The sequence below is a fragment of the Gemmatirosa kalamazoonensis genome (assembly GCF_000522985.1).
Taxonomy (GTDB): domain Bacteria; phylum Gemmatimonadota; class Gemmatimonadetes; order Gemmatimonadales; family Gemmatimonadaceae; genus Gemmatirosa; species Gemmatirosa kalamazoonensis.
Genome location: NZ_CP007128.1, coordinates 1,316,517 through 1,330,980, shown reverse-complemented (window position 1 = coordinate 1,330,980; position 14,464 = coordinate 1,316,517). Strand labels below are relative to the sequence as shown.

Annotated in this window: 14 protein-coding genes; all 14 read right to left on the bottom strand. The window is 74.3% G+C overall.

Annotation, left to right across the window (positions count from 1 at the left end; all coding sequences use genetic code 11):
* Window positions 1-30 precede the first annotated feature (30 nt).
* Window positions 31-2,487, bottom strand: a complete 2,457-nt coding sequence (locus tag J421_RS05870) for a hypothetical protein (RefSeq protein ID WP_025410238.1) — start codon at window positions 2,485-2,487, stop codon at window positions 31-33.
* Between the two features lie 42 nt (window positions 2,488-2,529).
* Complete coding sequence (locus J421_RS05865) at window positions 2,530-4,014, bottom strand: ABC transporter ATP-binding protein (protein ID WP_025410237.1); 1,485 nt, start codon at window positions 4,012-4,014, stop codon at window positions 2,530-2,532.
* Window positions 4,011-4,367: a hypothetical protein gene (locus J421_RS32610; protein ID WP_025410236.1), complete on the bottom strand. Its 357-nt coding sequence runs from the start codon at window positions 4,365-4,367 to the stop codon at window positions 4,011-4,013. The genes J421_RS05865 and J421_RS32610 overlap by 4 nt, the downstream gene beginning before the upstream one ends.
* Before the next feature lie 35 nt (window positions 4,368-4,402).
* Window positions 4,403-5,626 carry a hypothetical protein gene (locus J421_RS05855; RefSeq protein ID WP_025410235.1) on the bottom strand — a complete coding sequence of 408 codons (1,224 nt, stop codon included), beginning with the start codon at window positions 5,624-5,626 and terminating at the stop codon, window positions 4,403-4,405.
* A gap of 8 nt (window positions 5,627-5,634) precedes the next feature.
* Window positions 5,635-6,192 (bottom strand): RNA polymerase sigma factor, encoded by a 558-nt coding sequence (locus tag J421_RS05850; RefSeq protein ID WP_025410234.1) that lies wholly within the window; start codon window positions 6,190-6,192, stop codon window positions 5,635-5,637.
* A gap of 77 nt (window positions 6,193-6,269) precedes the next feature.
* Window positions 6,270-6,872, bottom strand: coding sequence for a hypothetical protein (locus J421_RS05845; RefSeq protein ID WP_025410233.1), 603 nt, complete (start codon window positions 6,870-6,872; stop codon window positions 6,270-6,272).
* Between the two features lie 20 nt (window positions 6,873-6,892).
* Entirely contained in the window at window positions 6,893-7,396 is a 504-nt protein-coding gene (locus J421_RS05840) for a hypothetical protein (RefSeq protein WP_025410232.1), read from the bottom strand.
* Window positions 7,393-8,178, bottom strand: coding sequence for a Nif3-like dinuclear metal center hexameric protein (locus tag J421_RS05835; RefSeq protein WP_025410231.1), 786 nt, complete (start codon window positions 8,176-8,178; stop codon window positions 7,393-7,395). Before J421_RS05835 ends, J421_RS05840 begins: the two co-directional genes overlap by 4 nt.
* Window positions 8,175-9,161 (bottom strand): BMP family lipoprotein, encoded by a 987-nt coding sequence (locus tag J421_RS05830; protein ID WP_025410230.1) that lies wholly within the window; start codon window positions 9,159-9,161, stop codon window positions 8,175-8,177. The genes J421_RS05835 and J421_RS05830 overlap by 4 nt, the downstream gene beginning before the upstream one ends.
* Window positions 9,162-9,258: 97 nt before the next feature.
* Complete coding sequence (locus J421_RS05825; protein WP_025410229.1) at window positions 9,259-10,179, bottom strand: ParB/RepB/Spo0J family partition protein; 921 nt, start codon at window positions 10,177-10,179, stop codon at window positions 9,259-9,261.
* A complete protein-coding gene (locus J421_RS05820; RefSeq protein ID WP_148306172.1) occupies window positions 10,169-10,597 on the bottom strand; it encodes a hypothetical protein in 429 nt (142 codons plus the stop codon). The genes J421_RS05825 and J421_RS05820 overlap by 11 nt, the downstream gene beginning before the upstream one ends.
* Entirely contained in the window at window positions 10,594-11,397 is an 804-nt protein-coding gene (locus tag J421_RS05815) for a ParA family protein (protein WP_025410227.1), read from the bottom strand. The genes J421_RS05820 and J421_RS05815 overlap by 4 nt, the downstream gene beginning before the upstream one ends.
* Before the next feature lie 243 nt (window positions 11,398-11,640).
* Entirely contained in the window at window positions 11,641-12,363 is a 723-nt protein-coding gene (locus J421_RS05810; RefSeq protein ID WP_158508665.1) for an SIMPL domain-containing protein, read from the bottom strand.
* Between the two features lie 116 nt (window positions 12,364-12,479).
* Window positions 12,480-14,402, bottom strand: a complete 1,923-nt coding sequence (gene mnmG, locus J421_RS05805; protein ID WP_104022307.1) for a tRNA uridine-5-carboxymethylaminomethyl(34) synthesis enzyme MnmG — start codon at window positions 14,400-14,402, stop codon at window positions 12,480-12,482.
* Between the last annotated feature and the right edge of the window lie 62 nt (window positions 14,403-14,464).

Here is a 14,464-nt window from a genome sequence, read left to right as displayed (position 1 = left end):
GGCGAGTAAGCTAGTCGTCGGAGCGTGGGATCACCGGCACGCGCGGAGCGCTTCGTCGCCGAGCACGGCGACGTCGCCGTCCACCAGCGGGTGACGGGCCGCGTCGTCCCACACGATCGCTCGCAGCAGCGCGTCGCGCGTCCGTGCCACCGCGCTGTCGCCGAGCGCGGGGTTCCACGGACCGCCGAGCGTGGAGCGCGCCTCCCACGACCACCGCGCCGGCGCCGCCCACTGGCGGCCGCGCGAGCGCAGCATCCCGCGGGCGCGCGACTCCGCCGCCGCGCCCAGCAGCGCCGACCGCCACGTCCCCGCCGTCGCCTTCGCGGCCGGCTCCGTCACGCACGACAGCGGCATCGTGAGCCCGAACGAGCGGATCGCGCGCTCCGTCCCCCACCACGGCATCGTGCTCCAGGTCGAGCGCACGAGCGACAGCGCCGACGGCGCGCCCGTCATTCCCCAGCGCGCGAGGAACCGGTCGCGCGACACCGGCGGCACGACCGTCATGTCGCCGAGCAGCCGCACGAGCGCGTCGGCCACGCCGTCGCCCGCCTCCGGCGGCACCACGCCGGCGTACCCCGCCAGCGCCTCGTCCTGCACCGCCGACAGGGCGCCGTTCGAGCGGCCCGCCGCGGCGAGCGCCGTCGCCACGTACCAGTCCACGCCGCGGGCGAACAGCTCCGCCGGGCGCTCCGGGCTTCCGCCGCTCCCCGCCGGCGCGTTGCGCGGGCGCGCTGCCGTGAGCCCGCGCACCGCCACCGCCAGGGTGCCGCCATTGCCCTGGGTGCGCACCAGCCGGTCGGTGCTGTACGTGCCACGCACCGCGAGTCGCGTTCGCGCCGTCTGCCAGTCGAGGTCGTGCGCGAGCTCGTGCGCGATCGTTCCCGCGCCGCTCGCCGCCGGCAGGTACAGCGTGCGCGACGACGGGTCGTGGAGCGCGAGCGCGCTGTCCCGCTTCGCGCTCTCGCCCACCCGCACCGCCAGCCCGTCGAACTCCGCCCACGGCAGAACTGTGCGCAGGTCCTCGAGCGCCGCCGCGAGCTGGGCGAGATGATACGGCCGCCACGCCGCCGGCACCGACGCGTCGAACGTCACCGTGCGCAGCCCGAACCGCGCCACGAGCGCCTCCGGCGTCGCCGTCGCCGCGTTCGTCCCGCGCGGATCGGCGATCGGAAGCAGCGTGTCCTGGGCGAACGGGCGCATCGACACTGCGGCGGCCAGCGCGACCCCGGCGACGTCGGGGGGCGTGCCCACCGGCGTCTGGGCGGCGAGCCCGAGCTCGGCCACCAGCGTCTCCTCCGAGCGCACGCGATCCGCGAACCGCCGCCGCACCCCCGCCAGCGCGGCCCCCCGCGCCGCCACCGAGTCGCCGTCCGCCACGCGGCGAGTCGCGTCGCGCTCGAGCTGCCGCCGATACGCCGCCGCGGCCACCGCCACCGGCGCCTCCGGCGGACCGCCACGTACGCTCGGCAGCTCCGCGAGCCGGCGCGCGGTGCGCGGCGGCAGGAGCGTGGGTGCCGACTCCGCGATCGTCGTCGACTCGCGTCCAACGCCACTGGAGTCGGGGACGACGCGCTCGGCGGCGTCGGTCTCTCGGCGCAGCTCGTCGCGCAGCGCGACGCCGGCGCGCACCGCGGCCGCTTCGTCCGGACGCAGCGCGGCGCTCAGCAGCGGCGCCTCGACCGCGAACCGCCGATCGGCCCGCCACCGCACGAGGAGAGCGAGCGCGTCGGGCGTGTCCTCGTGGTCGGCCGCGGAAGCGCGGAGCAGGCGGAGCGCGTCCTCGCGCGCCAGCCGCCGGTCGCGCACCTGCGCCGCCACGCGCGTCGCCACGGTCGCCGCCGATCCCGAGAGCGTGCCCTCCGCCACGGCCAGCGAGTAGCCGATCCGCACCGCGGCCTCGCCCGTCCGCGCGTCGTCCTCGCCGAACACCACGCTGTCGATGAGTGCGCGGTGGCGCGACACCGGAATCGGCCCGATCCCCGTCGCTGCCCGGAACGCCGTCGCGTCGGTCGCGTAGACCAGCCCGCTGTCCTGGGCCGTGCGCGCGAGCACCGCCCACGCCACCGTGCGGCCGAGCGCCGCCGGGAGCCGCGGGTCGCGCAGCGCGAACTCCGCGAGCCGGAATGGGCTGCCCGTGCCGAGCGCCGCCCGTGCGAGGTAGCCGAGCGCCAGTACCCCGTCATCATCGAGCGACGGCGTAGTGGTGTGGGACAGCTCGTCGAGCCAGGCCAGCCGCTCGAGCGAGTCCGCGGCGGCGGTGGCCCGCGCCATCGCGCTCCGGTCGTTCGCCGCCACCCCGCCGCGCCGGTCGCGGGAGTAGCCCGCCGTCGCGGCGAGCCCGCCGAGCAGGATCGCCATCCCGGCGCCGATGAGCGGACGGTGCGCCGACAGCCATCGCGCGACCGCGCGCGGGAGCTTCCGCACCCGCCGCCCGGTCGTGCGCCGTCCCATCGTGTCGCCAGCCTGCTCCACGGTGCGCCTCGTCACCTGCGTTCGACTCTTCCCGCGCGTCGCGGGTTTCGTACGGGGCTATACCCGGTCCGCTCGGTCGAGTTGCGGATCGGCGTCGAGTCCCAGCATCGCGCGGCCTACCGCCTCACGATCCGCGGGCACGTCGGTCACGCGGCCACCGTACATCGCCACGACACGATCGGCCAGCGCGAGCACCTCGTCCAGATCCGTCGAGTGAACCACCACGGCCGCGCCCGCATCGCGCGCCGCGCGGAGCCGCTCGTGCACCGCCGCCGTCGCCCGCACGTCGAGCCCTCGCGTGGGGTTCTCGGCCACGAGCAGCGGCGGCGGCGTCGCGTCCGCGGCGAGCTCGCGCGCCACGACGAGCTTCTGCTGATTGCCGCCCGACAGTGAGCGCGCCGACGCCCGGGGGCCGGGCGCGCGGACGTCGAACCGGGCCAGCAGATCGGCCGTACGCCGGCCGAGCGCGCGCCACGGCACCAGGCCGCGTCGCGCGCCGGCGCCGTGCAGCGCCACGTTCTCCGTGAGCGACGCGTCGAGCAGCAACGCGTCACGATGCCGGTCCTCGGGGATGAAGCCGGCTCGCTCCGGACGCTCCAGCGTCCCCGCCGAGGCAGCGGTCCGCCCGGCGAGTGCGCGCAGTAGCTCGTGCTGCCCCGCCCCCTCCACCGCCGCGAGGCCGAGGATCTCGCCGGCGCGCACCTCGAGCGTCGCGCCGCGAACCCGCTCCACGCCGCGCGCGTCCACCACCCGGAGCCCCACCGCGCGCGCCACCACCGCGCCGGGCGCCGCCGCGCCGCGCGGCGCGGGCGGCGGCGGGGGCTCGCCGAGCACGAGCTCGGCCAGGCGCGCTTCCGTGGCGTCGGCGGTGCCTAACGCGCCGGCCGTGCGGCCGCGGCGCAGCACCGTCACGTCGTCCGCGAACGCGAGCGCGTCGCGCAGACGGTGCGTCACGAGCACCACCGTGTGGCCGTCGTCCACGAACGTGCGCAGCCAGCCGAGCAGCTCGCGCGACTCGGCGGGCGTGAGCACCGCCGTCGGCTCGTCGAGGATCAGGGTGCGCGCGTCGCGGGCGAGCGCCTTCACGATCTCCAGCCGCTGCTGCGCCGCCACGCCTAACGATCCGGCGACCGCCGCGGGATCGAGCGCGAGCCCCGTGCGTTCCGCCACCGCGCGCACGCGGGCCGCCGCGGCGGCCGCGTCGTATCGCCCGCGCCCGCCGAGTGCGACGTTCTCGGCCACCGTCATCGCGGGCACGATCGTGAAGTGCTGATGCACCATGCCGACGCCGGCCGCGATCGCGTCGGCGGGCGACGTGAGGCGGCGCGGCGTGCCCTCGACGAGGATCTCCCCCGCGTCCGGACGCAGCATCCCGAACGCGACGCGCATGAGCGTCGTCTTGCCGGCGCCGTTCTCGCCGAGCACGGCGTGCAGCGTGCCCGCACGCACGACGAGCGACGCGCCGTCGAGCGCCGTCGCCGTGCCGAACCGCTTCGTCACGCCGCGCAGCTCGAGCGCCGTGCGGCCCGTCGCCGAGGTCACCCGCCGTTAGGCATGTCGCCGGATGCGCCGTTCCCGTCCACGAGCTCGGAGAACGCGCTCGGCAGATCCCCCGCCGCCACGATGTCGGCGACGACGGCGGCGATCGTCGCGCGCGACGTGTCGTCGGCGAGCACGAGGTCCGATGCCCACAGGTACCGCCCGCCGAGGTTCTCCCCCGACTCGGCGCAGTTGCGGCGCAGCGACTCCACGTGCGCGAACGCGCAGAACGTCGCGATCCACCGACTGCCGTCGCCTAACGTGACGACGACGTCCGTCACCGCGTCCGACGGCTCCCACTCTCCCTCGGGCCACTCCTCGGCCTCGATCCACAGCTCGAACGACGGCTCGGGCATGCTCGGTTCCCGGTGATGAAGGTGCCGGGAAGATATCACTCGCGCACGAGCACCATCTCCCGCACGCCGCGCACGCCGCGCTGCGACCGCGGCGTCACGTCCCGCGACCGCACGCCGACGCCGTCGCGCTTCCGCACCCAGTAGTCGATCAGGCGGTTGCCCGTCGTGACCACCAGTCGCCAGCAGTCGAACGTGCCGGCGGGGACCGTGACGCGCTCCTCGGCCACCACGCGCAGCTCGATCGGATACAGCACGTCGTCGGCGCGCACCGCCCACCCGGTCGACGTCACGCGTCCCGTCCACCCGCGCGACAGCTCCACCGCGCCGAGGAACACCGGTGTGAACGGATCGGTCAGCACCGGCCGCGCGTCGTCGGGCAGCCGTCGCGCGATCGGGCGGCTCACCCGGCGCCCGTCGTTGTCCTCGCCGTCCATCCGCCCTAGCAGGCTGTCGCCGACGAACCGCTGCGTCATGCCGAGCTTCGGGTAGTTCGCATTGTACGGCGCCAACCGCTCCACGCGCGCGAGCGGGCGCAGGTCGTCGCGCGCCGCCCACGCCGTGTCCGTCTCCACCTTCGTCGGCGGGCCGTCCGGATCGTCCGCGAACTCCTCGTGCCGCCACACCGCGCGCCACGCCGGCACACCGGCTACGCGCGCGGTGTCCACGCGCAGCACCGCGCGCCCGGTCGTGCGGCGGCCGCTCAGCTCCATCCAGTCGATCGCGAAGACGAGCGTGCGCGGACGGAGCCGCACCGCATGGGTCGGCGTCGCCGGCGGGAGCGCCACGCGCGGCGGCCGCACCTGCGCGTCCGCGACGCCGACGAACATCCCGCCGCTGCCCGCGCCGAGCCACTGGTCCGCATCGCGGTGCTCGGCGCGCCGGTGCGTCGGCCACCACGTCACGGCGACGGCGGCCGCGGCGGCCGCGGCGAGGACCGCGGCGCGGGGCATCCCACGCCGGCGCGGCTCCGGCCACGCGTTCGGCAGGATCGCGCGGTCGCCCCGCGCGCGGTCGGCGAGCACGCGCGCGAGCAGCTCGGGAGACGGCTCGGGCTCCGGCAGCCGGCGCAGCGCGTCGCGCAGCCCACGCCGGAACGCGACCGTCGCGCGGCACTCGGCACACCGCACCAGATGCGCGGCGACGTGGGCGCGGTGGGCCCGCGCGTCCTCCATCGCCTCGCTCGGATCCGGCTCGGCGTATCGCTCGAGCGCGCGCGGGCTCGGGTGTCGGGTGACGATCGAACGAAGCGTGGCCAGCATGGCGAGCCTCACGGGGTTCCGGCGCCGAGCGCTTGGCGCAGCGCCGCCACGGCGCGGTGCAGCCGCACCTCCGACGCGCCGCGCGTGATGTCGAGCAGCGCCGCGACCTCGGCGTGCGAGTAGCCCTCGATCTCCTTCAGCACGAGCACCGCGCGCAGCGCGTCCGGCAGCGCGTCGATCGCGCCCTGCAGCGCCAGCGCGTCGATCGCGTCGAGCGTGTCGAGCGCGCCGGTCGCGTCATGCACGGACGGCGGGGGCGTCAGCGTCACCTCGCGCGCTCGGCGGCGCGACCGCAGCCGGTTCAGCGCCATCCGCGCGGTCACGCGCTTGAGCCACGACTCCAGACTGCCGCGCTCCTCGTAGCGGCGCAGCGCCTCGGGGAGGCCGAGGAAGACGTCGTGCACCACGTCCTCGGCGTCCGCCGTGGAGCCGAGCAGCCGGCGCGCGAGCGCGAGCAGGGCGCGCGCGTGTCGCGCGTAGAGCTCTCCGAGCGCGTCCGGGTCCCCGGTCCGCGCACGTGTGGTCAGGTCGAGCACGATCGGAGCGGCCGGCGACGGAGGAAGCATGAACGCGTCCAGGGATGTCGTGCCCCAAACACCTCCCGTCGCGCGAACCTTACATCATCGGTCGCACGACCGTCGCGCTACTGGCCGCCGGTGCGCACGCGGAGCGCCGGCTGCAGCTGAAGCCCGGCCACCCGCACCGGTCCGCCCGTCGGCACCGTCACCCACCTCGGTCCCGCGGGCAGCACCAGGCCGGCGACGCCGCCTATCCCGCCGCCCAGCGCGATGCCGGCGAACGTGAAGACGAACTCCGCGAGCCCGCCGTCGTCGCACGACGAATTGACGCAGTCGGTGGCCGCGCCCGCGAACAGCCGTCCGACCGTGCCCCCCGCCGCGGCGCCGACGAGCAGGCCGACGACGGTGTGTACGGCGCGCGAGCCGCGCGACCCGTGCGCCACCTCGAGCGACGTCACGCTGCCCGGCGGATACACGAGCGACGGGCACCCGGCCCACCGGCTCGTGTTCGCGAGCACCAGCGTGTCCGCCTGCCACGCCGACACGCGGGCCTCGCACTGGATGGCCCGCCCGCGCGTGTCGCGCGTCGCCACGCGCAGTCGCACGCAGTCCGTCGCGGCGACCGCGGTCGCCGCGACCGCGGTCGTCGTGTCCTGGGCGCGCGCCCACGCCGGAGCGCCTAACGCGAACGCCAGCGCGGTGCCCGCGCGTCGCCACGACCGACTCACGTCGCCACCTCCAGTGCTGCCTAACGTTTCGCGCGCCGGCTCGCGTCGTACGCGGCCGTCGCGCCGACGCTGGGCAGCGCGACGATCAGCGCGCTCGCCAGCACGCAGCCGACGTGACACGCCTTGGCCGGCGCGTCGTTCGGGCGTCGCACGGCCCGCGCCACGAGCATGCTCGCCGCGCCGCCGAGCACCGCGCCACCCACGGCGGCCGGGTACGAGCCGACGCCCGGCCCGCGCGCGCCGACGAGGCTCACGGCGCCCGCCGTGCCTAACGCCGTTCCCACGTATGCCCCCACGTCCGCCGCGCGCGACGCGGCGTCGTCGGACGCGCCGAGCCAGCGCGCGACCTGCCGCGTGGCGAGCCCTCCGCCCACGTAGCCCACCGGCAGCGCGACCGTCCCGGCGGCCACCTGCGCCGCCACGCGGCCCGCGCCGATCGACGGCACGCCACTCTGCGCGCTCAGCGCGCCGGGCAGCAGTGCCAGCGCGGCGCCTAACGCGAGCGAGCCGCGGCGCACGCTCACAGTCCCGTGGGCTCGCCGACGAACGTCCACGGGAGCCCGAACCGCGACTCGAGCCACGCACCGACCGCGCGCACGCCGAGCGTCTCCGTCGCGTAGTGCCCCGCGTAGATCACCGTCACGTCGCGCTCCGCCGCGTCCACCGCGGTGTGGTGCGGCCCCTCGCCGACGACGAGCGTGTCGAGCCCGCGCTCGCCGGCCTCGCGTAGCGTGTCGCTCGACGCGCCGGCGCCGGTGCAGATCCCCCATCGCCGGGTCCTGCGCCCCGGCGCGATCGGCGTGTGGCGCAGCGCGCCGCCCCACCGGGCCGCGAACGCCGACGCTCGTGCCGCGATCTCCGCCGTCTCCATGTCCGCCTCCCCACTCACGCCGACGTCGATCGTCTTGTACCGCGCGAACCCGCCGTCGGGCACGAGGCCGAGCTCCCGCGCGAGCAGCGCGTTGTTGCCGAGTGTGGGATGCATGTCGAGCGGCAGGTGCGACGCGTATACCGCGACGTCCCGCGCGAGCAGGGTGCGGAGCCGCTCGTACGCCGGCCCCACGATCGGCTGCGCGCCGCCCCAGAACATCCCGTGGTGCACGACGAGCAGATCCGCGCCCGCCGCCGCCGCGCCCTCGGCCGCCGCGCGAGAGAAGTCCACCGCCGTCGCCACTCGGCGCACGACGCCCGCGTTCGCGAGCTGCAGGCCGTTCACCGCGCCGCCGTAGTCCGGCACGTCGCGCGTGCGCAGCTCCGCGTCGAGCGCGTCCACGACGTCTCGCAGCGAGGCGTCGACCGGACTCACTTGCCCTCCGCGCTGAACGCGCCCGACATCATGAGGCGGCGCACGGAGTCGACTCTCGCCTGCACCGCCGCGGGCACGCGCGACGCGAGGGTGGGGTTCGGCACCCACGTCACGACGTCCTCGCGCATGCCTAACGTGATGACGCGTGGGCGGAACGAGCCGTCCTTCACCTCCCGCGCCACGAGCAGCAGCGCGTGCGGCAGGTCGATCACCACGCTGCCTAACGTGACGTCGGGCGCCACCGCGTTCTGGTTCGAGTTCGACCCGACGACGTAGACGCCCCCGCCGGCGCGCTCCTTCGCCGCCTGGAACACTCCGAGCCCCGCGGCGTCCGCGTTCTGAAAGATCACGTCCGCGCCGCGCCCGATCTGCGCGAGCGCCTGCTCCTTCCCCGCGCTCACGTCGTCCCAGTTGCCGATGAACGACGACAGCACCGCGACCTTCGGGTTCACCGTCTTCGCCGCCGCCGTGAACGCCGCGAAGCTGGCCTTCACCGGCGGGAGCTCGGTGCCGCCGATCATGCCGATCGTGTTCGACTTCGTCATCGCGCCGGCCACGAGCCCGGCGAGATAGCTCGCGTCCTCGAACCCGAACGTCAGCCCGGCCACGTTCGCGGCCGTCGAGTTCCCCGACGTCGTCACGTACACCGTCTTCGGGTACGACGGCGCCACACGCAGCGCGGCCTCCTGGAACTCGAAGCCGTGGCCGATGACGAGCTGGTAGCCCTGCGCCCCGTACTGCCGGAAGTTCTCCTCGAACTCCGCCGGCGTCTTCGTCTGGATGTGGCTGATCCGCGCGCCGAGCGAGTCGCGGATCGCTTTCAGCCCATTGTACGCCCCCGCGTTCCACGACTGGTCGGTGATCGGCCCGGGCGTCAGCAGCGCGACCCGGAACGCCGAGCTGCCGCTGTCCGCCGCCGCCGTCCCGCCGCTCGAAGACCGCTCCCCGCGACCGCACGCCGCGACACTCGCCCACACCGCCATGTGGACAACTGTGGAGAACCGGCGCGAGACTCTGGGGAAATCCACGTAAGCGCTTGCCAAGTATAGTCTTGAGTGATGTGGAAAACTTCTCGGCCGGTCAGTCCAACCGGATGCCGAGGGTGTCCAGCAGCCGGTCGAAGTCGTCGGCGTTGTAGAACGCGAGCCGGATCTCGCCGCGATCGCGGTCGCTGAGCTCCACCTTCACGTCGGTCTGCAGCTGCCGACGCAGGTGGTCCTCGATGCGCCGCACTTCCGCCGTCCGGAACGGCGACTCCGCCGGCTCGCCGCCGCCGTCGGCGCGGCGCGCTCGTTCCGGCCGCACGCTGCGCTCCGACGATTCGCGCACGCGCCGCTCCACGTCCCGCACCGAGAGGCCGTTCGTCGCCGCGTCGCGGGCGAGGTCGGTCATCGCGCGCTCGTTCGACAGCCCGAGGAGCGCGCGGGCGTGGCCGTGGGTGAGCTTCCCTTCCTGCACCATGCGCCGGACGCTGGCCGGGAGGCCGAGCAGCCGGAGCATGTTGGTGATCGTCGTGCGGTCCTTGCCGACGACCTCCGCCACCTGCTGCTGCGTCAGTCCGAACTCGGCGATCAGCCGCTGGTAGCCCTCCGCTTCCTCGATCGGGTTCAGGTCGGCGCGCTGCAGGTTCTCGACGAGCGCCAGGGTCAGCAGCGTCTGGTCGTCGATCTCTTTCACGATCGCGGGGATCTCCGTCCAGCCGAGACGGGTCGCGGCGCGGTAGCGGCGCTCGCCGGCGATCAGCTCGTAGCCGCCGCCGCCCGTCGGACGCACGGTGATCGGCTGCAGCAGCCCGTTCGCGCGCAGGCTCGACTCGAGGTCCGCCAGCTCCTCGGGTCGGAACTCCTGCCGCGGCTGATATGGATTCGGCCGGATCTGCCCGATCGGCACCGTCCGCAGCGCGCTCGGCGCTTCGACCGCCTTTGGCTCCTCCCCTCCGCGTTTGGTGGCGAGGAGTGCCTCGAGCCCGCGTCCCAGCCGCCGCGGCTTGTCAGTCGACATGGCTGGTCCTCCGGGTCGCGCTCAGCCAGCGGTACTCGACCACACCGAGCGCCGTGAATGCAATCAGCGCCACCACCGCGACAGTCGCGCGACCTCCGAACGCCATTCGGCCGAACGGACCGCTCTCGGCGGGCCCGAGCAGCGCGAGCGCGCAGACGACGCAGAGCGCCACGCGGGCAACGAGCAGCAGGATCGGTGGCGCGATCGGACGGTGATCCTCGCGCGCTCGACGAACGCGCATCCAGATCGACCGACCGAGTATCCCCCCGAACGCGGCACCGAGTACCCCAACGAACTCCGGGTCTGCTCCGCCGACCGCCGATTCGGCACCGCGAGCGACGACGGTCCCGAGGGCCGCGCCGGCGAGCATTGCGATCAGGAATCCCGAGCGGGCGAACGGTCTCGACACGGTGCTCACGACGCGGCCGCTCCGGCCGGCTCGGCGGCCTCCTGGCGCGTGCGCTCCATGAGCTCGCGGGCGACGGCCATGTACGCCTGCGCGCCGACCGACGCCACGTCGTACAGGATGATCGGCTTCCCGAAGCTCGGCGCCTCCGCGAGCCGCACGTTCCTCGGCACGATGGTGCCGAACACCTTCGCGCCGAAGTACTCGCGCGCGTCGGCCGCGACCTGACGCGAGAGGTTGAGCCGCGCGTCGTACATGGTGAGCAGCACGCCGGCGATCCCGAGCCGCGGGTTCACCCCCTGCTGCACGAGGTGCACGGTGTTCAGCAGCTGGGAGAGCCCCTCCAACGCGTAGTACTCGCACTGGAGCGGGATGAGCAGCGCGTCGGCCGCGGCGAGCATGTTCACCGTGATCAGGCCGAGCGACGGCGGACAGTCGATCAGCACGTAGTCGTATCGGTCGCGCACGGTGCCGATCGCATCGCGCATGGCCTCCACCCGGCGCTCACGATCCACGAGCTCCACCTCGGCGCCGGCCAGGTCAGGGGTCGCCGGGACCACATCCAGGTGCCGGAACTGCACCCCACGGTGCATCGCGTCGTCGAGCGACGTCTCGCCGAGGAGCACGTCGTACAGCGTGGTGCCGACGTCGTCGCGGGCGATTCCGATGCCACTCGTCGCGTTCCCCTGAGGGTCGGCGTCGACGAGGAGGGTGCGCTGCTCCGCCACGGCGAGGCTCGCCGCGAGATTGACGGCTGACGTCGTCTTCCCGACGCCCCCTTTCTGATTGGCGATGGCGAGGACGCGAGTCACGCGAGAGGTCCGGTCGGGATGGTACGGCGTTCCACGGCAGTGTTTCGGAGATCTGGGCCCATTGGCGCTCGGCGCGATGGAAGATAGTGGCGCCGCGACCGGCCGTGTGGGCCCGAATGTTTCACGTGGAACGTTTCGAACGCATCGGGCTCTACCATGGAAAAGCGGCGGGCGGAGCGTTTCACGTGAAACGTCCCGCCCGCCGTGCGCTTACGGTCACGTCCGGATACGGACGCGCCGGCTTCAGGTACCCGGCACGAACCGCCAGCGCGCGCTCACCTGCGCGTTCAGCGTCTGGGTTCCCTCACTGATCGGCGTCGCCGCCGGCGCCGCGGCCGCGCGCGCCATCTCCATCATCGGGCGCGGCGGCGGCGCGTACGAGATCCCCGAGGTGAGCTCGAGCAGCTCGCCGAGTCGCCCGCCGGCCGCCGCCGCCATCGCCTCGGCGTCGGCGCGGGCGCGCGCGACCGCGTTCTGGAGCGCGCGCCGGCGCGCGACGTCCTCCTGCGACGAGTAGAACGCGAGCGACGACACCAGGTTCGCCCCCTTCGAGAGCGCGGCATCGAGCACGGCGCCGACCTGCTCCACCTTCCAGACGTCGACCACCACCGTGTTCTGGACGTTGTAGCCCGTGATCCGGCTTCGCCGGGTCGTGTTGTCGTAGGTCTGCTCCGGGTAGACGTTGTACCCCTGGGTCGAGATGCGCTCTGCAGGGATCCCGAGCGCCATGATGGCGTTGATCACCGCCTGCTGCAGCGTCGCGTTCCGGCTCGCCGCGTCGGCGGCCGTGGGGGCCTGGGTCTGGACGCCGATCGACACGCGGGCGCGATCGGGTGTGACCTCCGTCTCCCCGACGGCGCTCACCGCGATCTCTGGAACGCGCTGCAGCGTCGGCGCGGCGGGCTGCTGCGCCCCGAGCGCGTGCGTGGCCACAGCGAGGATCAGCATGGACGAGAGAAGACGCATGGATGCTCCGAGGTTGTGTGAAGGGGAGGCGGCCATCGTCGCACGCCTCCTCCAGGGAGACGTCGTCGGGGCGGCGACTTGCACATCGGCGACGGCCCGGGCCGCGCCGGCGTCCGTCACCCCTGCTGCCCGACGAGCCCCCGCGGACCCGAGGCGCGCCGCCAGCGCTCCACCTCGATGACGAGGTTCTGGAGGTCTGCGGGCGTCACGCCCGGGATGCGCGCCGCCTGCGCGAGCGTCATCGGTCGCTGCGCGGACAGCTTCTGGCGCGCCTCGATCGTGAGCGACCGCATCGTCTCGTAGGGCAGCTCCGCCGCGAGCGCGAAGCCGCCCATGCGCTGCAGCTTCTCCGCAGCCCGACGCTCGCGCACGTAGTACCCGGCATACTTCAGCTCGAGCTCCGCGGTCACGAGGGCCTCACCGCCCTCGTCGATCGGAGCGCCCGCCGCGGCCAGGAGCTCGGCCAGACCGATCCCCGGCCGGCGCACGAGCTCCGCGACCTTCAGGGCATGCGAGAGCGGGGCCGTACCGCTTCGCTCCACGAGCGCCGCCGCCTGCTCCGGACGGATGGTCGTGCGGCGCGCGGTCTCGGTGAGCGCGTCCTCGCGCTCCATCCGGCGCGCCACCGCCGCCCGCTCCGGCGCGTCGTACAGACCGAGCCGCTCGGCCACCGGCGCCAGCCGCCGCAGCGCGTTGTCCTGACGCACCGTGAGCCGGAACTCGGAGCGCGACGTGAACAGCCGGTACGGCTCGTCGACGCCGCGCGTGACGATGTCGTCGGCCAGCACGCCCAGGTACGAGGTCTCCCGACCGAGGACCAGCGGCTCGCCCCGACCGAGCGCCGCGAGCCCCGCGTTCAGTCCCGCGAGCACCCCCTGCCCGGCCGCCTCCTCGTACCCCGTCGTGCCGTTGATCTGCCCGGCGAAGTACAGACCCGGCACCGCGCGCACCTGGAACGTCAGGCCGAGCTGCGTCGGCGGATAGTAGTCGTACTCGATCGCGTACCCGGCGCGCGTCATCCGCACCTGCTCCAGCCCACGGACCGTGCGCAGCGTCCGCAGCTGCACCTCCGCCGGCAGCGACGTGGAGAGGCCGTTCACGTACATCTCCGTCGTCTCCAGCCCCTCGGGCTCGAGGAACAGCTGGTGGCGCGCCGCCTCGGGGAACTTCACGATCTTGTCCTCGACCGACGGGCAGTAGCGCGGCCCACGCGACGCGATCGCGCCCCCGTACATCGCCGACTCGCCGATGTGGGTCGCGATGATCTCCTTCCCCGCGTCCTCGAGATGGGTGATGAAGCACGGGAGCTGCGTCAGCGGCTCGAGCCCCGGATCCTCGAAGTGCGACCACCGGTAGGCGAACGCCCCGAGCTCGCTCTCCTGCTTTTCCACCCGGGTAAAATCGACACTACGGCCGTCGATCCGGGGAGGCGTTCCGGTCTTGAAGCGCGCGACGGTGAGGCCGGCCGCCTCGAGTTGCTCGGCGAGATGGGTCGTCGGCGCCTCGCCGGCGCGACCGCCTCCGATCTGGGTCGTGGTGCCGATGTGGATGCGGCCGCGCAGGAACGTGCCGGTCGTGATCACCACGGCGCGGGCGCCGAACCGGCGCCCCTCCAGCGTCTCGACCCCCGCGGCGCGGCCGTCGTCCATGATCAGGCGCGCCACGGTTCCCTGGATCGTCAGGAGGTTCGCGTGTCGCTCGAGCAGGGTCCGCACGGCCCGGCGATACAGCCCCCGGTCGCACTGCGCGCGCGGGGCCCACACCGCGGGCCCCTTGCTCCGGTTCAGCATGCGGAACTGCAGCGTCGCCCGGTCGGTCGCGCGTCCCATGATGCCGCCCAGCGCATCGACCTCGCGCACGACCGTGCCCTTCGCCACCCCGCCGATCGCAGGGTTGCACGACATCTGACCGATGGTCTCGAGCGCGCTCGTGACGAGCGCGACGCGCGCGCCGAGCCGCGCCGCCGCCACGGCGGCCTCCGTGCCGGCGTGTCCGCCGCCCACGACGATGACGTCGAACTCCGCTTCCAGCCACGACATGCGTTGGAAGCTAACGGCGCGTGCCGGCCGATGCCGAACATCGTTCTGGAACGGCGCCCCCC

Excerpts from the sequence above, each read along its gene's own strand:
- J421_RS05825 (WP_025410229.1), bottom strand. The coding sequence starts at position 10,179 with ATGTCGACTGACAAGCCGCGGCGGCTGGGACGCGGGCTCGAGGCACTC.
- J421_RS32610 (WP_025410236.1), bottom strand. The coding sequence starts at position 4,367 with ATGCCCGAGCCGTCGTTCGAGCTGTGGATCGAGGCCGAGGAGTGGCCC.
- J421_RS05855 (WP_025410235.1), bottom strand. The coding sequence starts at position 5,626 with ATGCTGGCCACGCTTCGTTCGATCGTCACCCGACACCCGAGCCCGCGC.
- J421_RS05850 (WP_025410234.1), bottom strand. The coding sequence starts at position 6,192 with ATGCTTCCTCCGTCGCCGGCCGCTCCGATCGTGCTCGACCTGACCACA.
- J421_RS05810 (WP_158508665.1), bottom strand. The coding sequence starts at position 12,363 with ATGCGTCTTCTCTCGTCCATGCTGATCCTCGCTGTGGCCACGCACGCG.
- mnmG (WP_104022307.1), bottom strand. The coding sequence starts at position 14,402 with ATGTCGTGGCTGGAAGCGGAGTTCGACGTCATCGTCGTGGGCGGCGGA.
- J421_RS05830 (WP_025410230.1), bottom strand. The coding sequence starts at position 9,161 with ATGGCGGTGTGGGCGAGTGTCGCGGCGTGCGGTCGCGGGGAGCGGTCT.